The sequence below is a fragment of the Thermococcus aegaeus genome (assembly GCF_055393685.1).
On the sequence record NZ_AP042464.1, the window covers coordinates 936689 to 957309 of the forward strand.

General features: G+C 45.6%; 19 protein-coding genes, 1 rRNA gene and 1 pseudogene. 8 read left to right on the forward strand and 13 right to left on the reverse strand.

Going from position 1 to position 20621, the window contains the following annotated elements; translation table 11 throughout:
* Positions 1 to 38: 38 nt before the first annotated feature.
* A complete protein-coding gene (locus ACZ5NL_RS05085; RefSeq protein WP_464843269.1) occupies positions 39 to 1184 on the forward strand; it encodes a hypothetical protein in 1146 nt (381 codons plus the stop codon).
* A gap of 11 nt (positions 1185 to 1195) precedes the next feature.
* Positions 1196 to 2035, forward strand: coding sequence for a helix-turn-helix transcriptional regulator (locus tag ACZ5NL_RS05090; RefSeq protein ID WP_464843270.1), 840 nt, complete (start codon positions 1196 to 1198; stop codon positions 2033 to 2035).
* On the opposite strand, the gene metG is transcribed toward ACZ5NL_RS05090, so the two are convergent.
* Together metG and ACZ5NL_RS05100 are read right to left on the reverse strand one after the other, a co-directional pair.
* Positions 2032 to 4215 carry a methionine--tRNA ligase gene (gene metG / locus ACZ5NL_RS05095; RefSeq protein ID WP_464843271.1) on the reverse strand — a complete coding sequence of 728 codons (2184 nt, stop codon included), beginning with the start codon at positions 4213 to 4215 and terminating at the stop codon, positions 2032 to 2034. The genes ACZ5NL_RS05090 and metG overlap by 4 nt on opposite strands.
* A 108-nt stretch (positions 4216 to 4323) precedes the next feature.
* A complete protein-coding gene (locus ACZ5NL_RS05100) occupies positions 4324 to 4593 on the reverse strand; it encodes a hypothetical protein (RefSeq protein ID WP_464843272.1) in 270 nt (89 codons plus the stop codon).
* Positions 4594 to 4646: 53 nt separating this feature from the next.
* Between ACZ5NL_RS05100 and ACZ5NL_RS05105 the strand changes: the two genes are divergently transcribed.
* Positions 4647 to 4994: a 6-pyruvoyl trahydropterin synthase family protein gene (locus ACZ5NL_RS05105; protein WP_464843273.1), complete on the forward strand. Its 348-nt coding sequence runs from the start codon at positions 4647 to 4649 to the stop codon at positions 4992 to 4994.
* Positions 4995 to 5048: 54 nt separating this feature from the next.
* Positions 5049 to 6221: a nicotinate phosphoribosyltransferase gene (locus tag ACZ5NL_RS05110; protein ID WP_464843275.1), complete on the forward strand. Its 1173-nt coding sequence runs from the start codon at positions 5049 to 5051 to the stop codon at positions 6219 to 6221.
* Positions 6222 to 6401: 180 nt separating this feature from the next.
* Here ACZ5NL_RS05110 and ACZ5NL_RS05115 read toward each other — a convergent pair whose 3' ends face one another.
* From ACZ5NL_RS05115 to bpsA, 4 genes and pseudogenes are all read right to left on the reverse strand, one after another.
* Positions 6402 to 6581 (reverse strand): ferredoxin, encoded by a 180-nt coding sequence (locus tag ACZ5NL_RS05115; RefSeq protein WP_464843276.1) that lies wholly within the window; start codon positions 6579 to 6581, stop codon positions 6402 to 6404.
* 157 nt (positions 6582 to 6738) lie between these two features.
* On the reverse strand, positions 6739 to 6942 hold the full coding sequence (locus tag ACZ5NL_RS05120; RefSeq protein ID WP_252743873.1) for a ferredoxin: 204 nt from the start codon (positions 6940 to 6942) through the stop codon (positions 6739 to 6741).
* A gap of 83 nt (positions 6943 to 7025) precedes the next feature.
* Positions 7026 to 7337, reverse strand: a pseudogene (locus ACZ5NL_RS05125) (metal-sulfur cluster assembly factor); the annotation flags it as partial.
* A 75-nt stretch (positions 7338 to 7412) separates the two neighbouring features.
* The gene (bpsA, locus tag ACZ5NL_RS05130) at positions 7413 to 8465 is read right to left on the reverse strand and encodes a N(4)-bis(aminopropyl)spermidine synthase (protein ID WP_464843278.1); all 1053 of its coding nucleotides are present in this window, start codon (positions 8463 to 8465) and stop codon (positions 7413 to 7415) included.
* Between the two features lie 117 nt (positions 8466 to 8582).
* Between bpsA and dph5 the strand changes: the two genes are divergently transcribed.
* Complete coding sequence (gene dph5, locus ACZ5NL_RS05135; protein ID WP_464843279.1) at positions 8583 to 9377, forward strand: diphthine synthase; 795 nt, start codon at positions 8583 to 8585, stop codon at positions 9375 to 9377.
* On the opposite strand, the gene ACZ5NL_RS05140 is transcribed toward dph5, so the two are convergent.
* Entirely contained in the window at positions 9363 to 10667 is a 1305-nt protein-coding gene (locus ACZ5NL_RS05140) for an NAD(P)-dependent malic enzyme (protein ID WP_464843280.1), read from the reverse strand. The genes dph5 and ACZ5NL_RS05140 overlap by 15 nt on opposite strands.
* Positions 10668 to 10799: 132 nt before the next feature.
* On the opposite strand from ACZ5NL_RS05140, the gene ACZ5NL_RS05145 reads away from it, so the two are divergent.
* On the forward strand, positions 10800 to 12137 hold the full coding sequence (locus ACZ5NL_RS05145) for an NCS2 family permease (RefSeq protein ID WP_464843282.1): 1338 nt from the start codon (positions 10800 to 10802) through the stop codon (positions 12135 to 12137).
* Here ACZ5NL_RS05145 and ACZ5NL_RS05150 read toward each other — a convergent pair.
* Complete coding sequence (locus ACZ5NL_RS05150; RefSeq protein WP_464843324.1) at positions 12116 to 12571, reverse strand: metal-dependent transcriptional regulator; 456 nt, start codon at positions 12569 to 12571, stop codon at positions 12116 to 12118. The two genes, ACZ5NL_RS05145 and ACZ5NL_RS05150, sit on opposite strands and share 22 nt — an antisense overlap.
* A gap of 73 nt (positions 12572 to 12644) precedes the next feature.
* Positions 12645 to 13226: an indolepyruvate oxidoreductase subunit beta gene (locus ACZ5NL_RS05155; RefSeq protein WP_464843284.1), complete on the reverse strand. Its 582-nt coding sequence runs from the start codon at positions 13224 to 13226 to the stop codon at positions 12645 to 12647.
* Between the two features lie 81 nt (positions 13227 to 13307).
* On the opposite strand from ACZ5NL_RS05155, the gene ACZ5NL_RS05160 reads away from it, so the two are divergent.
* Positions 13308 to 13991, forward strand: a complete 684-nt coding sequence (locus ACZ5NL_RS05160; protein WP_464843285.1) for a class I SAM-dependent methyltransferase — start codon at positions 13308 to 13310, stop codon at positions 13989 to 13991.
* A 3-nt stretch (positions 13992 to 13994) separates the two neighbouring features.
* Here ACZ5NL_RS05160 and lysS read toward each other — a convergent pair whose 3' ends face one another.
* Entirely contained in the window at positions 13995 to 15575 is a 1581-nt protein-coding gene (gene lysS, locus ACZ5NL_RS05165; RefSeq protein WP_464843325.1) for a lysine--tRNA ligase, read from the reverse strand.
* Between the two features lie 146 nt (positions 15576 to 15721).
* Between lysS and ACZ5NL_RS05170 the strand changes: the two genes are divergently transcribed.
* Entirely contained in the window at positions 15722 to 16336 is a 615-nt protein-coding gene (locus ACZ5NL_RS05170; protein ID WP_464843286.1) for a diacylglycerol/polyprenol kinase family protein, read from the forward strand.
* On the opposite strand, the gene ACZ5NL_RS05175 is transcribed toward ACZ5NL_RS05170, so the two are convergent.
* The 3 genes from ACZ5NL_RS05175 to ACZ5NL_RS05185 form a co-directional block, all read right to left on the reverse strand.
* Entirely contained in the window at positions 16337 to 16903 is a 567-nt protein-coding gene (locus ACZ5NL_RS05175; protein ID WP_464843287.1) for a DUF366 family protein, read from the reverse strand. It abuts the gene before it with no gap.
* 11 nt (positions 16904 to 16914) lie between these two features.
* The gene (locus tag ACZ5NL_RS05180) at positions 16915 to 17388 is read right to left on the reverse strand and encodes a magnesium-dependent phosphatase-1 (protein WP_464843326.1); all 474 of its coding nucleotides are present in this window, start codon (positions 17386 to 17388) and stop codon (positions 16915 to 16917) included.
* 127 nt (positions 17389 to 17515) lie between these two features.
* Positions 17516 to 20545 (reverse strand): 23S ribosomal RNA (locus tag ACZ5NL_RS05185).
* Between the last annotated feature and the right edge of the window lie 76 nt (positions 20546 to 20621).

Here is a 20621-nt window from a genome sequence, read left to right on the forward strand (position 1 = left end):
AAAGTAGGTCAAAAATCATATTAACGATGGTGAGAATGATGAAGTTCAGTGCTCTTGGGATCATCCTTGTTTTAATAGGTGGGCTAATCCCCATTAGCATTGCCCAAAACCAGAGCAACGGCCAATATTTGGAAGAGCAGAGCAGCGAGAGTATAGCTGGAGAGCTAATAACTCAGCTGACCAAACTCAGTGAATTTGTAGAATCAAGGATAAACCCCATAAAGAACGAGCTGCCCCAGAATGCTTTAGAGAATTACAAAAAAGCCGAAGAGCTCAAAGAAAAAGCTTCCCTAGAATACCAGAATGGAGAATATGAAAAGGCACTTCAAGATGCCCTATTGGCTATGAAATACTATAAAGAGGTTCTCAGAGGGTTAAACGAAACGGAAAGCACAGAAATGTTAAAAGAGCAAATGAATGTGGAAGCTGAAAGGACTATTGTGTACCTCTCCTATATAGAGAAAGTCATAAAAGTAGCCGAAAGTAAAGGAGTAAACACAGAGAGACTGATAAAAGCCTACAAGGAGACCAAAGATGCTTATAGAAGGGTCATCGAAGACTTAAAAGCAAAGAGATTTGACGATGCAAAAAGAAACATGGAAACCGCTAGAACGAAAAGAGCTGAGCTCAATAAAGAATTAGAAAAAGTGTTCAGAGAACTCGCTTTGAGGAATGCTGAAAAAATTGTCAATTCTTTTTTGACAAAGACCAACCAGAGCATTGCAGTTGCTGAGATAATGATAGAAAACGCAAAAGCAAGAGGCATGGAAGTGGAGGGGGCCGAGCAGAGCATAGAAAGGATAAAAAGTATCTACCTGAAAGTCGAGAGCTTAGCAAAAGAAGGAAAATGGATTGAAGCACTTGGAGTAATCAGAGAGAATTCATACCAAATACAGAAGTTCCTTAGGACAATAGAAAGAGTTAGAAGAGGGAATACAAACATAAAAGAAACTTTGGAAGAGCTTAGAGAAAGGACAAAAAAGGATGCAACTGCAATTGCAATTCTAAAGAGGAAGGGAGTAAATACAACGAGAGCCGAGGTACAGCTCAAAGGAGCCATCAATGAGCTTTCTGCAGCGATTGTTTCATTAAAAAAGAACGATATTGGCAACGCTATCATTCATATCCAGAGAGCCGAAAGGCTTCTCGCAGAGGTAGAAGAGTTCATAAAGGCCAACTCTTAGGGGGTGCAGAAGTGAAACGTGCCCTTGCTTTAATAAGCCTTCTTATTCTCCTTCCCATCGTTAGTGCTCAATTTACAGTTTCAGAGGTGGAGCTGACAATCTACACCGATGGGTATGTTAAGGTCCATTACCAGCTGATTCCAGATGAATACACCTCTCAAATTAGCCTACCACTTCTGGGGAAAAACTACGAAGGTGTGGAAGTTGTTGATGAAAACGGTAATCCCCTTAATTTCGAAGTTTACAATGAATCGCTTATCATTTACGTAGAAAATGCTCAGCTAGTCGATGTGTCCTACTATACTCCCGATCTGACGTACAAAGAGGGCCTAGTGTGGACGATCAACGTTTCAATGGAATACCCCTTTGACGTTATCCTTCCTGAAAATGCCGTTGTAGTTGATTTATCCGGGCTTCCCCTCAAAATAGCCTCCAATGTAATTACAATGCCCCCCGGAAACCAAAGTATCTCCTATATTCTTGAATTTGCAGCTGAAGAGGACAAAAAAGACCTTTATCTTCCAGTTCTAACATTTTTGGTAGTCTCGATAGTAGCTGTTTCTGGCTTTTTGACAATAAGAAAGAGAAAAAGAGAGGCTCCAAAGGAAGAGGTCCACGTAAACAGAGAGGAATTTTTGAAAAAACTTGAGAGTCTTAACTTAAATGAAGATGAAAAGAGGGCTTTACTCTACATACTGGAGAAGGGAGGCAGGGCAAGCCAAGCAGAGGTAAGAACTGCCTTGGGGATACCTAAAACCACAGCATGGAGAATGTTCAAGCGTCTCGAAAGGCAGGGGCTTGTCAAGATAATCAAAGGAAGAAAAGAAAACTGGGTAGAATTAAAACCTTAACGAACCTTTGCTCCCAATTTTACCTCTTTTTCCGGGGTTAACAGGGCAACAGTTTCTCCGTCATCCGCTGCCAAAAGCATTCCCTGGCTCTCAATTCCTCTAAGCTTCTTTGGCTCTAAGTTCGTAATAACTGCCACGTACTTGTTAAGGAGCTCCTCTTTTTTGTAGTATGCTTTTAAACCTGCCACAAGCTGCCTAACTTCATTTCCAAGATCGACCTTGACAACATAAAGCTTGTCAGCATTCGGATGATCCTCAACGCTGGTTATTTTTCCAATTCTTATATCAAGCCTAGCAAATTCATCAAACTTTACATAGCTCATCTTTATCTCCTCCTTCTGCTTTTCTTTTGACTTCATTGTTTTCTCTCCATAAATTCTTCTCAGAATTACCTCCGCCTCATCTCCAAGTCTTTCTTTTGCAACTTTAACAACATCTTCCACCTTATAATACTTGTCAAGCAAAATTCTAGCGCTTTCTGGATTGCCCCTGCCTATGTACTTCACTATGTAAGCTATAATGTCCTCATCTGTAACTTTTCTAAAGAGGACCTCAGCCCTTCTGACCCTGTGTCCTGCTTTAAGGGGCTCAAACTTCCATTTCTTAACTTCTTCAAGGTTTAGGAGATGCCATATCTTTTCACTTGCGTCTGGAAGGAAAGGTTCAAGGAGAACACCCAATGCCTTAACGATTTGGAGAGATACGTTTACGGTTGTTCCAGTCCTAACTCTGTCGGTTTTAGCCGTCTTCCAAGGCTTCTGATAATCAAAGTACTGGTTGCCAAATATTGCAAGCGCCATTACTCTTTTAAGGGCTTCTTTGAACTGATACTTTGATATCAACTCGCCAACCTCTGCAAAAGCTTTCTCTATCTCATCAAACGCTCTCTTATCAAGCTCGTCAAGTTCTCCGATTTCTGGAACCTTCCCATCAAAATACCTGTTAACAAAAGTCAGCGCCCTGTGCACAAAGTTTCCGAGATTGTTCACGAGCTCTTCGTTAATTTTCTTCTTGAAGTCACTAAAGCTGAAATCACTATCCCTTGTTTCCGGCATTATGGCGGTTAGGTAGTATCTCAGGTAGTCCGCGGGAAATGCATCAAGGAACTCATGCACCCATATAGCCCAATTTCTGCTAGTTGAAAACTTTCTGCCCTCTAAGTTTAGATACTCGTTCGCGGGAATGTCGTAAGGCAGAAGCCAGTCAAACTCACCCTTTTCATCTTTATACTTGCCATAAGCCATCAGGAATGCTGGCCAGAATATGGCATGGAAGGGAACGTTGTCCTTTCCTATGAAGTGAACTATTCTTGTCTCGCCATCGTATCCACTAAGCCAGTATTTCTTCCATTCTTCCTCTTTTCCAAGCCTCTTAAAGTATTCAACAGTTATTGAGATGTAGCCTATTGGTGCCTCAAACCAAACGTAAAGAACTTTTCCTTTGATGTCTTCGTCTTCAAGAGGTACGGGAATTCCCCAGTTAAGGTCTCTCGTTATTGCCCTCTCCTCTAGCCCTTCATTGATCCATCCCAAGACTGTATTTCTGACGTTTGGCTTCCAGTGTTTCTGGCTTAAAACCCACTCTTTAAGCTTTTCTTGAAAGTTCTGCATTTTTATGTAGTAATGAGCCGAGTCTTTGAAGGTGATTGGATTTCCACATATGTTACACCTTGGATTTATAAGCTTCTCCGGAGTAAGGGGATGGCCACAGACTTCACATTGATCCCCTCTCTGATCCTCTGCACCACAGTAGGGGCAGGTACCGATAACGTATCTATCCGGTAGGAACATCTTATCATGCTCACAATAAGCCTGCTTTTCAACTTTTTTAACAAGGTGTCCATTCTCAAGGGCCTTCAAGAAGAACTCCTGACTTATTCTGTAGTGGACAGGAAGCTCCGTTCTTCCAAAATAATCAAAGCTTATTTTTGCCCTTTCAAATGTTGTTTTGATGTGCTCGTGGTAATAATCTACAATCTCCCTTGGACTCTTGCCTTCCTTTAAGGCTCTGAAAGTTATTGGAGTGCCGTGTTCGTCCGTTCCACATATGAAAATAACATCTTCTCCCTTTAGCCTCAAATAACGCACGAATATGTCTGCCGGAAGATATGCTCCAGCTAGATGCCCTGCATGTATGGGTCCATTAGCGTAAGGCAATGCAGAGGTTACGGTGAATCTCATCTCTACCACCCCCAAGAACTAACTTGCTGCCCTTTATAAGTTCTCGCCAATTTTAAATATTACGGTGAGTTATTTTCTGCATATAAAAATATATCTGTTATTGCATAATCACTTGCCCATGCTGATCTCCGAGGCTTTAATCACTACACATTTTTCGGGCAACTCCACTTCCCCTCTGTAAATGATCAAAGCTCCTTCAAAAGGCATGATTGCAACTTTAATCCTTCTTAAGCCAAAACCGGATGAGGAGAGTTCTCCAACTACTACAAGAGGATTCTCTTTAAGCTCCAAGAGCTTGAGAAAGCTTTCCTTATTAACATAAACCATCAGCCCTCCAGCCACAACCCTCTGCGCTGGAACTTCAATCCCGCAACCCATACTATCACCAAAGTGTTTTAACTATCAAAACCCAAAACTCTTTCGGTGAGAAAATGAGAGCGAGGATTAGAGAAAAGTTCACTTTCGATGCCGCCCATGCGGTAAAGATAAATGGGGAACTTGAAGAGATTCATGGGCACACATTCAGAGGCGAAATTTCCATTGAAGGAGAGATAAGAGAGGGCTACATAATGGACTTTCTTGAGCTTAGAAAGATTTTGGACAATGCCGTTGCACCGTTAAGGCATAAAAATCTAAACGAGCTTTTCGAAAACCCCACAACCGAGAACATCGCCCTCTGGATTGCTGAAAGAGTTAGAAAAAGCCTGCCCCGAGATATTAAGCTACATAAAATTGTCTTGTGGGAAGGAGATGAAAACGGAGTTGAGTTTGAGTTTTAAAAGTCCACCAAAAAGCTAAAATTTATGAGAACAAAGGTATTAGGGGTGAAGAAAATGAAAGATTTCTACATAGCACATGAAGATGAAATAAAAGCAGGAAAAACCACTGATGTTTACTTTATCAGAACCAAGAAAATACTAGAAGAAAAGGGCATTCACAAAAAAGTTTTTGCTGATATCTCGACAACCTCCCTTCCAAAAGGCTGGAAATGGGGGGTCTTAGCGGGAGTTGAGGAAGTGGCGAAGCTCTTGGAAGGACATCCAGTGAACGTTTACTCTATGCCCGAAGGGACAATATTCCACCCATATGAACCCGTAATGCAGATTGAAGGCTATTACAAAGAATTCGGCATCTTTGAAACCGCATTGCTTGGAATGCTAAGCCAAGCGAGCGGAATAGCCACTGCAGCTCTTAGAGTCAAAATAGCGGCAAAATTCAAGCCAGTCTATTCCTTTGGTATAAGACACATGCATCCTGCAATAGCACCGATGATCGATAGAAGTGCCTTCATAGGCGGTTGTGATGGAGTCAGCGGCGTTTTGGGAGCAGAGATGATCGGAGAAAACCCCGTGGGAACAATGCCCCATGCACTAGTCCTAACGGTTGGAGACCAAGTAAAGGCATGGAAATATTTTGATGAGATCATGCCAGAAGAGGTTCCGAGGGTGGCCCTCGTTGATACCCTTTGTGATGAAAAGCTGGAGGCTTTAATGGCAGCTGAAGCTTTGGGAGAGAAGCTAGCCGCAGTGAGACTCGATACACCAAGTTCAAGAAGGGGTAACTTTAAACGGATAGTGGAAGAGGTGAGATGGGAACTAGATTTAAGAGGTTATGAGCACGTTAAGATATTTTTAAGTGGAGGACTGGATGAAGAGAGCATTAAAGAGCTTGTAGATATCGCAGATGCCTTTGGCGTCGGAGGAAGCATAGCGAGCGCAAAGCCCATAGACTTCTCCCTTGATATTGTTGAGGTTGAGGGGAAGCCCCTAACGAAGAGAGGAAAGCTGAGCGGAAGAAAGCAGATCTATAGATGTGAGAAAGGGCACTATCATAGAGTTCCAGCAGAGAAAAAGCTTGAAAAGTGTCCAGTTTGTGGGGCGAAAGTTGAACCCCTGTTAAAGCCGCTAATTGAGAACGGAGAAATAGTGGCAGAACTGCCAAAAGCAAGAGAAATTAGAGAATACGTACTAGAGCAGGCGAAGAAGTTTGGCTTAACACTGGACTGACCTCCCTAAAGGGCGAGGCTTTCAAAAGAAAAAAGTAATTCTTTCTTATTATCTCCCCCTTTCGGGATGATGAAGAGCCCGCTTAATCCCTGAGCTTAGCTGTGATGCTTGGTGGGGGCTCTGACCGCTAAAGTTCTCAAAAACCCAAATCCTAAAGAGTTAAGAAAAAAGGAAAGAAGTTCACTCGACTGTGATTGATCCAGTTGGGCAGCTCTCTGCTGCCTCTTTTGCACACTCGAGGTCAGTTTCAGGCACAATTGCCTTAGCCTTTCCATCCTCGTCCATCTCAAAAACGTCTGGGCAGATGCTTGCGCAAACTCCACACCCAATGCATGTGTCCTTATCAACACTAACCTTCATTGCCGACACCTCCAAAGAGCTTCAAGAATAAAGGGAAAACTAAGTTTAAAAACCTTTTTTAAACTAAAGGTTACACTACACATCCTAAAGAGACAGGTCAATGCTTGAGGTCAAAGAAGAAAACAGAGAGCAAGACAAAAGAGAATTGATAAAAACGTCAAATTTCTTCAATGTATATACAGCTTACAGGACAGGCCTCGGCAGCCTCTCTGGCGCAATCAATGAGATCTTCTCCAATAATTTCAACTTTAGGTTGGCTCTTTCCCTCATCGTTCATCTCAAAAACGTCTGGGCAGAGGCTTGCACAAATAGCATCCCCTATACAAACATCTTGATCAACTCTAACCTTCCACTGGGCCATCTGAATCACCATATCAATATAACAAAGGTTATAATATAAAGGTTTCGAACTATTAGATTAGTTTAAAAAAATTAGGAGGCTACTTAAATCATTCCCAACCTTTTCTTGACCTCCTCGCTTATTCTATCCGGAGTCCAGGGAGGGTCAAATGTGAGCTCTATTTCTGCATCCTTAACTCCAGGAATTTCTAGAATTTTCTGCTCTACAGCTTGAAGAAGCCACATGGTAAGGGGACATCCAGGAGTTGTCATGGTCATCTTAACGTAGACCGTATTGTCAGGATTTATCTTGAGCTCATATATGAGGCCCAGATTAACAACATCTATGCCAATTTCAGGGTCAATAACCTCTTTAAGCTTTTCAAGAATCATTTCCTTTGTAATCTTAGTGTTTTCACTCATTTTCCTCACCTGAAAAAAGTTTCTAAACAACAAATTTAAACCTTATGGAACAAAAATGTGGAAAAAGAATCAAGTTGTTGAGCTTTCCTCGTCGTCATAAAGTCCCTGACCAACTGTGATTTCCTTTTCATAACCTCTGGATCCCTCGATGGTTTGAATTCTAAACATATAGCTCTTGTACCAGTTGTATGTGGGCATTGTCTTTATTGGTAAGAGTTTCCATGCTCTTGTTTCTTCCACGTATCCCCAGTTGACGTACTCGTTGAAGTTCCTTATTATATCCGTTATGACTACGTTGAATTCAGTTATGAGGAGCTTCTCTATCTGGTGCCACTTGTCAATTGAACTTTCCCTTCTTGTAATTCCGAAGTAACCCGCGCACCCCGGCCCTTTTAGTGTTGCAATCCCCCTTCCAACAAAAGCTCTAACCGCATCGACTGTCTCGGGGGGGTCAGTGATAAAGGTATCGAACTTCCTCAAGGCATAGTCAGGTAAAGGTTTCCTAAGGTCGAAGGTAAATATCTCCACATTGTTGTAGCCGATTTCCTCTGCAGTTTTCTCAATAAACTTTGTGAGTCTCTCATCAATATCGAGAACCGCAATTCTCTTTGGAAGGCCTGAGAGCATTAAAGCAATGCTCGTTAAATCGTCATCCCCTAAGACAAAAACTTCCTTATTTTCAAGGTCTCCTCTCGTATGCATCAAAGCTACCCTTGCAACTGTTGTTTCCGGAGTCACATATGCCTGGTCAAATTCATGCTTTGGCTCCGGCCTGTTTTTCACTATTTCTTTAAACTCCTCAAGGAGGTCGCTAAAAGCATCAAGTTCAACTGTTTTTCCTTGGCAGTGCCTGCAGGTATAGTCCTCTCTCCTTCCGATTCCATACTTCTCCACAAGCTCCTTTCCCTTCTGAGTAAGGATTATCCCCTCTTTGAACTCCACGTAACCCAGCTCGTGAAGTGTTTCAACCACAGCAACTACTAGGGGAAGGGGTTCTTCACTAAGGTCTACTATTCTCCACGGATCGCTGCTCGCAAGAATGGCACTCAACACGTTCTCAATTGTCCTCTCGTAAACGGGTATTGGAGTTTTCTCTCTAACTCTCTCAACAACCGCTTTCATCTTCGCTCCCTCCACTAACTTTCATCAAAACCGTCGGAAAAAGTTCATGAAAAGCTATTTTAAAGTTTTTGGAATAGATTTTTAGCCTTATCATCCTTAGAAAAAGAGGTGAGGAAAATGGCGATCTACTTCATAGGACTGGGACTTTACGATGAAAAGGATATTACCCTTAAGGGCCTGGAAATAGCAAGGAAATGTGATCTAGTGTTTGCAGAGTTTTATACTTCCCTTCTAGCCGGTACTGACATAGAGAGAATAGAAAAGCAGATAGGAAAACCGATAAAACTATTAAACAGAGAAGATGTTGAACTGAACTTTGAGAGGATAGTTCTCAGAGAGGCAAAAGCCAAAGATGTTGCTTTTCTCACGGCAGGAGACCCAATGGTGGCAACAACCCACGCAGATTTAAGGATAAGGGCAAAACAAATGGGGATAGAAAGCTACGTTGTTCATGCTCCCTCAATATATTCCGCTGTTGCCATAACCGGACTTCAAATATACAAATTTGGAAAGAGTGCAACAGTGGCATATCCAGAAAGGAATTGGTTTCCAACTAGCCACTATGATACAGTCAAAGAAAACAAAGAACGCGGTCTTCATACACTTCTCTTCCTAGACATCAAAGCAGACAAAGGAAAGTACATGACTGCCAATGAAGCTATGGAAATTCTCCTTCAAGTAGAGGACAAAAAAAGAGAGGGGGTATTTACCGAGAATACCCTCGTGGTGGTTCTCGCAAGAGCAGGCTCCCTAAACCCAACGCTCAAAGCTGGTTATGTAGGAGAGATGATAAAGAAGGACTTCGGAAAGCAACCTCATGTTCTGATAGTGCCCGGAAGGCTACACATAGTTGAGGCAGAATATTTGGTAGCTTTTGCCGACGCTCCTGAGCAGATATTAAAGGAAGTTTAGCTTTTTTCTCTCTCTGTTTATTGGAGCAATGTAACGCTGGTAGAACTCCCTCAGCTTCCTAGTATGCTCCTCCACCCATTCCCCACTAACTTTTCTCCTTGCAACTCCATCTTTTATAGCCTGTTCTGCAACCGCCCTTGCTTCTTTTGGATACACCTCGTGATGCAATGGAGTGGGGATTATGTACTCTTCGGACAGCTCTTCATCACTCACACAGTTCGCTATCGCTTCAGCGGCAGCTATGTTCATATTCAAGGTGATTTCCCTAGCTCTAACATCTAAAGCCCCTCTAAAAATTCCAGGAAAGCCCAAAACATTGTTGATTTGATTTGGGTAATCGCTCCTCCCTGTTGCGACTATTTTTGCCCCAGCTTTTTTGGCCTTTTCGGGCATAATCTCGGGGATTGGGTTTGCTAAAGCAAAGACTATTGCATCATCTGACATCTTCTTAACCATCTTTTCACTAAGGATATTGCCAACACTTACGCCTATGAAAACATCAGCACCTTCAAGGGCTTTTGAAAGATCTCCCTCCACATTATGGATGTTGAATTTGGCAACTTCCCTTTTGTAAGGGTTTAAATCCCCTCTTCCCTCGTGGATTATCCCCTTTCTGTCAACCATCACTATTTCTCTAACTCCTACATAATGCAGAAGCTTTGCTATAGCAATTCCTGCAGCACCGGCACCACTGATAGCGATTTTTATATCGCTAAAGCTCTTCCCAACAAGCTTGAGTGCATTCATTAAACCAGCAAGGGTTACAACAGCTGTACCGTGCTGATCGTCATGAAAAACCGGAATATCGACTTCATTCTTAAGCTTTTCCTCAATTTCAAAGCATCTTGGGGCGGAGATGTCCTCCAAGTTTATACCCCCAAAGCCCTTTGAAATCAGCTTAATCGTTCTTACGATGTCATCCACATCATCGCTGTCTATCAGTATAGGGAACGCGTCTACACCGGCCAAGGCTTTGAAGAGAACACATTTACCCTCCATCACGGGCATTCCAGCTAGAACCCCAATGTTTCCCAGCCCAAGCACCGCAGAACCGTCCGTAACTACAGCCACGGTGTTGGGTATAGAGGTGTACTCTTCATAGCTTTCTCCATTCGCTATGGCCTTACACGGTTCAGCAACGCCAGGAGTATAAGCCAAGCTTAGATCATAGAAATCCTCGACCTTAACTTTGGGAATAACCTCTATTTTTCCATTTCCGGGAAAATTATTTCGATGATAATCAAGGGCATCCTTTCCAAGCCTCTTCCTTTGTTCTTCATTAATCCGCATAAGCTCATCCCCTATCTTCTGAGGACTCTTCCAATTAAACTCTTTCCATGTTTTTGTTTAACATTTTTATGTTCAAAATGTTTAAATATCCTAGTTGTTTTATCACTTTCGTATCAATTAGGGGTGAGAGAGATGGAGGTTCTCGAGAAATATTTCGAGTTTGAGAGGTACAGAACGGATATGAAAACCGAGGTACTCGCGGGGATAACTACTTTCATGACAATGGCATATATCCTCTTTGTAAACCCTGCAATTCTCAGCGACGCAATGGGAAAGGAGGCTTTTAACTCACTCGTAGCAGTAACGGCACTTGCAGCAGGAATTTCCACCATCATAATGGGAATTTATGCTAAAAAGCCCTTTGCCCTAGCTCCTGGAATGGGACTGAATGCTTACTTTGCTTACAGCGTTGTGCTTGGAATGGGCTATGATTGGAGAGTAGCGCTCGCAGCAGTTTTCATTGAGGGAATACTCTTCATAATACTAAGCATTACTAAAGTTAGAAGCGCAATAATTCATGCAATTCCACTAAGTCAGAAATATGCCGTTGGAGCCGGAATAGGGCTTTTCTTAACACTGATAGGACTCAATGACGTTGGTCTTCTAACTGCTTTTGTTGACAACAACGGAGTGCTCAAGTTCACCGGGTTTAATGCCTCAGTACTCGGAACAAAAGCAGGTCTTTTGTTCCTATTCGGGCTGTTCTTAGCTGCAATCCTCATAAGTCTCCGAGTGAAGGGTGCTCTATTAATTTCAATCCTTACCACAAGCATTTTGGGATGGATAAGCGGAGCTGCACCCTGGCCAGAACATCTCTTCTCAACTCCAGACATAAGCTACACCTTCCTAAAGCTTGACCTTCAAGGCCTCCTCAACGTAGGGGCAATTGGTGTAGTGTTTGCCTTCTTCATGGTCGACTTCTTTGACACCCTTGGAACAGTAACGGGGTTAAGTGCCAAGGCAGGTTTCCTGACAAAAGAAGGCAAAGTGCCGGATGCAGAGAAAGTCCTCTTGACGGATGCAATAGGCACAACACTTGGAGCACTCCTTGGAACTTCAACCGTAACAACGTATATAGAGAGCGCCGCTGGAATTGAAGAGGGTGGAAGAACAGGGATGACAGCCCTAGTGACAGGTCTACTCTTCCTTGCCATAGGATTGTTCATAGCACCCATTGCGCAAGCAATTCCGGCTTTTGCTACCGCACCGGCTTTGGTTATAGTTGGTTACTACATGTTAAGTGCAATAAGGGGAGTTGACTTCGATGACGCAAGCGAAGCTATTCCTGCATTTCTAGTGCTCATCACAATTCCCTACACATATTCAATAGCAGACGGAATAGGAATGGGCTTTATAAGCTACACCATAATAAAGCTGTTCAGCGGAAGAGGAAAAGAGATACACCCACTGATGTACGTATTGGCATTAATCTTCATAGGCTACTTTGCCTATTTGGGAGGACTCTTTTGAGTCTTCGCCTCTTCTTTTTCCATGTGTTCTTTAAGAAACTGCTTGAGGACGTAGGGGCAGTGTTCTTGGATATACTGGGCAAACTCCCTCATTCTTTCAGCTGTAATCTCATGAACGTAATGCTCAAACTGGCACGCGTCTTCCTCCGCTATTTCCGGGGGAATTCCAAGTATCTCGGTAAAAAATCTCATCAGGAGGACATGTTTTTGGTAAGTTTCCTTAGCTATTTTAAGCCCCTTTTCAGTTAAAAGAATCCTATCGTACTTTTCATAATCTATCAAACCTTTTTCATTTAACTTTTTCAACGCATCTACTACGCTTGGAGGTCTAACGCCCAGTTTTTTTGAGATATCCTTTACTCTGATTATTCCTTTGTTCTTCTGGAGTATGTACATAGTCTCAAGGTACTCTTCTTCTCTCTTTGTTATTTCCACAAACCTCACCTGAATTAGTTTAGCCTAAATAATTTAAGTGCTTTTTGGTTGCACTAAGAATAATAAAGAGAGATCATTTAGCGAGTTCTATTCCCCTTTCAAGAGCCTTAATGTTAACTTCCCAAAGCGTTGGCTTTAATGTTTCCTGAATTCCATCCAGAATGCTCTTCTTCTTCAATGGAACCAAACCTTTACCATAGGCAAATCCAAGCATAAGCACTCCTAGAGTGCGGGGATTTATTCTATCCGCCTCTTTCTGGAAGTTCTTCATTTCAACATTGCATATCCTTGAAAGAGCACTGCTTATTTCCTCAAGACTTGGATATCTTTCTTTTCCGACCAAAGTTGTGGCTGTATGGATGGGATAAGCATTTACTATAGCATGACTTTTACCGCTTAGGAATCTTGCGTTCCTAAGAGCTTCAGCCGGTTCAAGAGCAAGCATTAAATCCGCTTCCCCTTCCTCAATAAGAGGGGAATAAACTTCCTCCCCAAATCGGAGATAACTAAGCACACTACCGTAGCGCTGGCTCATCCCAAGGGTTTCTCCTATTCTAACATTGTATCCCTCCTTCATTGCGGCATTTCCGATGATTCTTGAGAGTGTTAACCCTCCCTGTCCTCCGACTCCCGCTATTATCAGATTGAACTCCACACTTCACCACCAAGAAAATTAAGGTGGAGGGGTTAAAAATCTGGCGGAAGGTTTATTTGGTAACTCACCTCATTCCCTAACATGAGCTTTAAAGAGTATTACCGAGCATTTAAGGCCTACACTCAGATAGACTCGAGGGAATACCAACGGAGGATAGAAGAGCTCGAACCTTATCTGCTCAGATTTATGAAGCGAAAAGGAAAAGTTTTGGACTTAGCATGTGGTGTCGGAGGATTCTCCTTTCTTCTTGAAGAGTACGGCTTTGAAGTTGTTGGCGTTGATATCGATGAAGGAATGATTAAAAAAGCCAGAGATTATGCAAAAGAAAAAAACTCCAAGGTGGAATTTATAGTTGGGGACGCAAGAAGGCTGCCCTTTGAAGGTGAAACCTTCGATTACGTTCTATTTCTCGGAAATACAACTGTCCACTTCTCACCTAAAGAACTTAATGAAGTCTTTAAAGAGGTTAAAAGAGTCCTTAAAAAAGATGGGCTGTTTCTGATAAATTTTGTGGACATGAGGGAGCTTCTTCCAAGAATCCAAATGGGAACCATAGTCGGGGAGGAGTACTGGATAAGCAAGGTAATAATTGACGAAGAGGAAAAAACTGCCGTGATAGAGTACAAGAGCGAGAAAGATTCTTTTAGGGTGAGATTTGCAATATGGGGGAAAACTGCCGTAGAGTTGCTTGCAAAACTCTATTTCACTCCTGTAGAAAGCGTTAAACTTGACGACGTATCATACCTAGAGGTATATAAAAAATAAAAATCAGCCCTCAAGCTTAAGCCTCTTTATGACGAATTCCCTATCAAGCGATGCCAAGAATGGTGCAAGTCTCGGTCCTCTGTCTTTTCCTATGAAGAGGTTATAAAGAACTTTGAAGTACTTCTTGCTTGGGATGTTTCTCTTTTTGGCGGCGTTGAATATAACTGAGCTCAACTCATCAACCGTGAATTTCTCTCTTCTCTCAAGCCACTCTGCAACTTCCATGAGGGCCTCTCTTATTTCTTCACTTACTTCAACTTGTGGAACTTTTTCCTGAATCTCAAATTTAACCTCATCGGGAGCATACTTTTCGACCCAGTTCTTAGCGAGGCGTATTCTGAGCCGAATCCTATCTAAATCCTCCTTGTTCAGTTCTGCCGGAACATGGCCCTGCTCTTTAAGTATCTCCACTATCTTTTCCTCGTTTAGGTGGGGCATTTGAACAAGGATTACGAGAAATCTAAACGGAGCCTGAGCAATCAAACGGCTCGGCAGAGAAGGCATTGAAAGTTCATACGTTCTTTTAAGCTCTTCAGCTTCTTCAGGGTTTTTAAATTCCTCTAATCCAAAGTACAATCTCTCAACCCTGTCAAATTCGTCGTAAAGATTCAACAGACCTAAACCCAAATCAATCTTGATTTCCTTATTCGGTCTATGCCTTGCATAGATGAACCTTATAACACCGGGCTCAAGAACTTCATAGAGGTCGCTCAGGAGGATAACGTTCCCTTTACTCCCGCTCATCTTGCCCTTCTGTCCTTTGATTCCGACGAATTCGTACATGAGGTCTATCGGAGCCTTCCAACCGAAGACCTTCTCCACTATCTCCCGTCCGGTGTCGTAGGAGCCCCCAGCGGCGAGATGGTCCTTCCCAGCTGGTTCAAAGTCAACCTTGAAGTGGGCCCAGCGCATAGGCCAATCAACACGCCACCTTAGTTTGACGTTGCCCTCGCGGATATCGCTTTCGCCCTCAGCCCCGCAGTGTGGACACTTATAGAAAACCTTCCACTCTCCGTCCCATTCAACAAAGTCAGCTTCCTTCCTACATTTTGGACAGTAAATCTGTACTGGCTGCCAGTCATCGGGCAAATGAGGCTGTTTTGCCATATCTCTAAATTTGTTTAAAATTTCCATTATCATTTCTCTCTTCTCGAGGGCCAACCGGATTTCGTTTGCATATTCTCCGCTTTTGTAGAGTCTGCTCGCTCTTAGAAAATCGACCTCAATCCCAAGCTTTTCCACTTCTTCTTCAAAGAGATCCATAAAATGATCCGCATAGCTGTCGTGACACCCCCATGGATCTGGAACCTCACTGACAGGCATCGTTAAGTATTCAGTCCACTCTCTGGGGACGTTTTTTGGCACCTTTCTAAAGCGATCGTAATCATCCCACATGTGAATGTGCCTAACTTTTTTTCCTTTGTCCCTCAGTGCATGTCCCACAATATAAGCTGTGAAAAGCTCCCTAAAGTTTCCTATATGAACGTAACCACTCGGCGTTATTCCGCTTTCTACCACGTACTCCTCTTTGTCTCCTCTCTCTTTGATGATCTTTTCAGCCATGTAGTCAGCCCAATGAACCATTCTCCTCACCTGCAGGTAAGTATGGGATGACACTTTTTAAGCTTTGGCCAGGGGATGCCAAAAGTCTTCAACGTTCAAAAAATCACCGAAACTGGACAAAAGATATATTAGTTTCCTCAACATTTAATTTCCTGTTGGTGAAATCAATGTTCCCTGCATGGTTACTTTATGCCGGCATTGCAGCTAGCATTATTATACTCTCAATAGGAGTTACAAAGAAGGTCGGAGAAGAATATGCTTGGGTCAATAGAAAGATAATCCACTTCAGCATTACACCTGCGATAGTGTTTTATTACACTGGAAAAATTCCAAGAGAAATCTTCGCTATTGCAGCTTTTGCCTTCGCACTGGCCCAGTTAATAACCCACATAAAGAGAAAAGAGCTCTCCTGGTATCAAATAAATAGAAATTATGGTGAGGTGTTTTTTGCATTTTCTGCTTCTTTTGTGGTTGTTTTTCTCCCAAGAGAATACGCCACTGCAGTATTGTTGGTTATGGCGATAAGTGATGGTATTACAGGCATTTTGAGGTTCTATTACTTCAGAAAAAATGGATACAATGTAAAACTCAAAAAACATTGGAGCGGTAGCCTCGGGTACTTCGTAACAGCGTTTTTAATAGCGTTTGCAGTTCTTCCGGAAAAATCCTTTACAATAAAGCTAATATGGAGCTTGATATTAACTTTGGCAGAATATCAGAGATTCCTGGATGACAACTTAGCTGTTCCATTGGTGGCCGCTTTTCTTTACCCGGTAGTCTAACTATTCAGCCCACCTAACTTTAAGGCTGTCTTTCTTCACTTTGGTAAACTCTTCAGCCAAGGCTTTTCCGCTCTTTTCCATGAAATCTGAAACATCAAGAATTCCAAGCTCTTTAAGCCCAATTGCATTGACTCCCTTCGGAATTCCTTTTGCCTCAACGTTTATCCCAATGTGTATCTTTATGCTAACCGGTGAAACCGTTGCTATTGAAATACTGAGCTTCCTGCCGTTTACGTAGATGTCGTCACCTTTCCTGAAAGTTTTTATGCCGTACTCCCCTAATAGCTCGCAAAGCTTTGCTATAAAGAGCTTTTGGAGAGCAGATGCCAGAAGAACATTGGGATACTCAAAAACCTCTATTATGTAGTGAACCATATCATCGCTTTTGATTTCCTTTTTCTGCCGGAGATCTTCGATATCAATCATTTCTTCAACTTTTACATCACATTTGCCCCTAAAAACCACTATAGAATTCCCCAAAACTCCAAAGTTCCTGTAAGCCCAGTGGCTTTTTATTGCTGAACCATCATAGTTTATTTTTCTGTCAGTTACAACCAAAAGCTCCATTTATACCACCATTATAAACTTTCTAGGAGTTCTCTAAGCTCCTCAAAGCTCTTTACATCAACCCACATGTGTATAAACCTAAGGTTTGGAATCATCTTTTTTACATCCTCAAGGTGAATTGTTCTATCATCAACATAAATAACTTCCGATATTTTGTATCCTCTCATCTCAATCTGCTCTAATGTTCGAAGTATCATATCTGCTTTGTCTGGGTGGTATTCTATTTTTGGAAAGACAAAATACTCCCAAATGCCAAACCCCTCCAGAATTGGCCTAACAAGCTCCTCAATGTTCCAACTTGCAATGCTTAGAAGAAACCTGTCTCTTGCCCATTCCAAAAACTCCAAGACACCGTCAAACAGCCTCAACTTATTTCCGTATGCGTCTATTATCTCATTTCCCCTCCTCGTAAAGGGAGGGACAAGTCTAGAAGCATCGTAATGGTCCCACAATGTACCATCTAAATCAAGTACTATCAATTTCATTACAATCACCAGAAAAACTCGAGAAATACAATTTTTGAATTTATCGATGTTCAGAAAAGCAGGGATATGTTATTTCAAGGACCGTGCATAGGTGGATTTGGCCTATCAAATGCCCAGCCTCCTTTCGGGGGTAAGAACCTCGGGCTATTGGGAGCGGCAGACTAAACGGGTCGGTTTCCCTTCCCGCTTACATCCCCGCTCCATCAAACCCGTCTTCTGCGGGTGCCCTCGTCCCTGGCAACGGGCCGGTCACCCGACCCCCTGCGCCAGGGAGTGGCCGCCTATTTTCGGGGACCGCTTCGGCCTTAGATGCCTTCAGGCCTTATCGGACGCGGCGTAGCTGCCCGGCTATGCCCTGTAGGACAACCGGTAGACCAGAGGCCGCGGCACCCTGTTCCTCTCGTACTAAGGGCGCCTTCCCCTCAGGCGGCCAGCACCCCCGGTAGATAGCATCCGACCTGTCTCACGACGGTCTAAACCCAGCTCACGTTCCCCTTTAATGGGTGAACACCCCCACCCTTGGCCCCTGCTGCAGGGCCAGGATGGGAAGAGCCGACAGCGAGGTAGCAAGCCTCGGGGTCGATATGGGCTCTCGCCCGAGACGACTCTGTTATCCCCAGGGTAGCTTTTCTGTCATCCCAGGCCCCCACCGGGGAGGCACTGGGGTTCGCTAGGCCACGCTTTCGCGGCTGGACCCGCCTCTGTTACGGGTCCAGTCAGGCCGGCTTTTGCCCTTGCACTCTACGGCGGATTCCTGACCCGCCTGAGCCGACCTTAGGGCGCCCCCGATACCTTTTCGGAGGCGTGCCGCCCCAGCCAAACTGCCCACCTACCGCTGTCCCCGCTTTCGCGGGTTAGCCATACGGCAGAGGGTGGGCGGTGTCTCATGGGCGGCTCCACCCGGCCCGGAGACCGGGCTTCGACGCCTCCCGCCTACGCTGCGCACCCCCCGCCGTATGGCAACGGCAGGCTGCAGTAAAGCTCCATGGGGTCTTCGCTTCCCACCGGGGGTCCCTGGCATATGCGCCAGGCAGTGGTTTCGCCGGGCCCCAGCCGGGGACAGTGGGGACCTCGTTACGCCATTCATGCAGGTCGGCATTTAACCGACAAGGAATTTCGCTACCTTAAGAGGGTTATAGTTACCCCCGCCGTTTACCGGCGCTTCACCCGGTTGGACCCGGGCTTCACGTACCGGCACTGGGCAGGCGTCGGCCCCAGTACAAACCCTTTCGGGCTAGCTGGGACCTGTGTTTTTATTAAACAGTCGGGCCCCCCTAGTCACTGCGACCTGCGGTTTACACAACCGCAGGCACCCCTTCTCCCGAAGTTACGGGGCCAATTTGCCGAGTTCCCTCGGCTGGGTTTCCCCCGACACGCCTTAGGCTTCTCACCCAGGGGCACCAGTGTCGGTTCTCGGTACGGACGCGGTGGATCGTTCCCGAGGGGCTTTTCACGGGCCCCAGGGATCGGCGGAACCCCCCTTACGGGAGGCCATTCGCGCTTTCACCCGGTTCTCGCCATTACGGCACTCCCCGGGCTTATACGCTTAGCCGGCCTTGTGGACCGGTCCGCCTACCCCGAGGCGTCACCCCTCGGGCTTGCGTTGCCGCACCTACCACCGCGGTACGGGAATATAAACCCGTTTCCCTTTCGCCAGCACCGAGTTACGGGCTGGCTTAGGACCGACTAACCCACGGCTGACGAACATTGCCGTGGAACCCTGGCCCCTACGGCGGCCGGGATTCTCACCCGGCTATGCTGCTACTCCCGGCAGGATCCGCAATCCCGACGGGTCCACCGGACCTTACGGCCCGGCTTCTACCCCACCGGGACGCCCGCCTACCCGATCACGGACCAATCGGTCCGTGCGCCGGGGTCTCGGCGGCCGGCTTGAACCCCGTCCATTTTCGGGGCCCCTGACCTCGACGGGTGAGCTGTTACGCACTCTTTAAAGGATGGCTGCTTCTAAGCCTACCTCCCCGCTGTCTAAGGCCAGGGACACCCTTTGGAGTAATACTTAGCCGGCACTTTGGGGCCTTAACCCCGGTCTGGGTTGTTCCCCTCTCGGTGGACGGCTTACACCGCCACCCTACTCCCCCCATCTACGGCGGTAGTGGGTTCGGAGTTTGACAGGGTGCCGGAGGCTTTCGCCCCCTGCACACCCAATCAGTGCTCTACCCCACTACCTGCCTCCGGGGAGGCTATCCTGCGGGATAATTCGGCGGGAACCAGCTATCTCCGGCCTCGATTGGCCTTTCACCCCTAGCCCGGGGTCACGGGAGCGAATTGCACGTCAGCACCCCTATCGGGCCTCCATCCCTCTGTTGAGGGACTTCACCCTGCCCCGGGCTAGATCGACCGGTTTCGGGTCTCACGGCCGTGACTCCGGGCGCTTTCACACCCCGTCCCTCGGCGAAGCGCCTGCGGACCTGTCGGTTTCCCTACGGCTCCGGGGATTTCTCCCCTTAACCTCGCCACGGCCGTGAACTCCCTGCCCCGTGTTTCAAGACGGACGGTGCAACCCCGGTCCTCTTCCCTCGTACTCTCCCGTCGCCGGGATTTCCTTCGGGAAGACTCATTCCTTTCGGGCCGCACCCACCTATCGCCGCCTGGTTTCAGGCTCTTTTCACCCCCCTCCCGGGGTGCTTTTCAGCTTTCCCTCACGGTACTAGTTCGCTATCGGTCTCGGGACGTATTTAGGGTTGGGAGCCGATGCCTCCCAGCTTCCCGCCGGATATCCGACCGACGGTACTCAGGAACCCTGCAGGAGCCTTCGGGCTTACGCCTACGGGGCTATCACCCTCTTCGGCGCCGCGTTCCAGCGGACTTCGGCTTCACCCGAGAGGCTCCAGCGCAGGGCCCTACTACACCACATCCCCTGAGTGTTTCCACTCAGGGTTCAGTTTGCCCTGTGCCGCTTTCGGTCGCCCCTACTCACGGCATCGCTTTTGCTTTCTTTTCCTGCGGGTACTAAGATGTTTCAATTCCCCGCGTTCCCCCTCCCTGGTGGGAGTGCGGCAAAGCCGCAGGAAGTCCCATTCGGGAATCCCCGGCTCGACGGCTGCCTGCGCCTCACCGGGGCTTATCGCAGCTTGCCACGCCCTTCGTCGGCGCCCCGAGCCGAGCCATCCACCAGGCGGCTTAGGTTTCTTACCCCCTACTTGGAGGCTGGACATTTTTTGGGCCAAATCCACCTATGCACGGTCCTCATCGTGACCCCCCTAGTTCGGGGC

Bases quoted from the DNA above. Each gene is read 5' to 3' on its own strand.
- metG (WP_464843271.1), bottom strand. From the start codon at position 4,215: ATGAGATTCACCGTAACCTCTGCATTGCCTTACGCTAATGGACCCATA.
- lysS (WP_464843325.1), bottom strand. From the start codon at position 15,575: ATGGTTCATTGGGCTGACTACATGGCTGAAAAGATCATCAAAGAGAGA.
- ACZ5NL_RS05115 (WP_464843276.1), bottom strand. From the start codon at position 6,581: ATGAAGGTTAGTGTTGATAAGGACACATGCATTGGGTGTGGAGTTTGC.
- ACZ5NL_RS05180 (WP_464843326.1), bottom strand. From the start codon at position 17,388: ATGAAATTGATAGTACTTGATTTAGATGGTACATTGTGGGACCATTAC.
- ACZ5NL_RS05105 (WP_464843273.1), top strand. From the start codon at position 4,647: ATGAGAGCGAGGATTAGAGAAAAGTTCACTTTCGATGCCGCCCATGCG.
- ACZ5NL_RS05170 (WP_464843286.1), top strand. From the start codon at position 15,722: ATGTTCCCTGCATGGTTACTTTATGCCGGCATTGCAGCTAGCATTATT.
- ACZ5NL_RS05120 (WP_252743873.1), bottom strand. From the start codon at position 6,942: ATGGCCCAGTGGAAGGTTAGAGTTGATCAAGATGTTTGTATAGGGGAT.
- ACZ5NL_RS05160 (WP_464843285.1), top strand. From the start codon at position 13,308: ATGAGCTTTAAAGAGTATTACCGAGCATTTAAGGCCTACACTCAGATA.
- ACZ5NL_RS05110 (WP_464843275.1), top strand. From the start codon at position 5,049: ATGAAAGATTTCTACATAGCACATGAAGATGAAATAAAAGCAGGAAAA.
- ACZ5NL_RS05175 (WP_464843287.1), bottom strand. From the start codon at position 16,903: ATGGAGCTTTTGGTTGTAACTGACAGAAAAATAAACTATGATGGTTCA.
- bpsA (WP_464843278.1), bottom strand. From the start codon at position 8,465: ATGAAAGCGGTTGTTGAGAGAGTTAGAGAGAAAACTCCAATACCCGTT.
- ACZ5NL_RS05100 (WP_464843272.1), bottom strand. From the start codon at position 4,593: ATGGGTTGCGGGATTGAAGTTCCAGCGCAGAGGGTTGTGGCTGGAGGG.
- ACZ5NL_RS05145 (WP_464843282.1), top strand. From the start codon at position 10,800: ATGGAGGTTCTCGAGAAATATTTCGAGTTTGAGAGGTACAGAACGGAT.
- ACZ5NL_RS05140 (WP_464843280.1), bottom strand. From the start codon at position 10,667: ATGCGGATTAATGAAGAACAAAGGAAGAGGCTTGGAAAGGATGCCCTT.
- dph5 (WP_464843279.1), top strand. From the start codon at position 8,583: ATGGCGATCTACTTCATAGGACTGGGACTTTACGATGAAAAGGATATT.
- ACZ5NL_RS05085 (WP_464843269.1), top strand. From the start codon at position 39: ATGAAGTTCAGTGCTCTTGGGATCATCCTTGTTTTAATAGGTGGGCTA.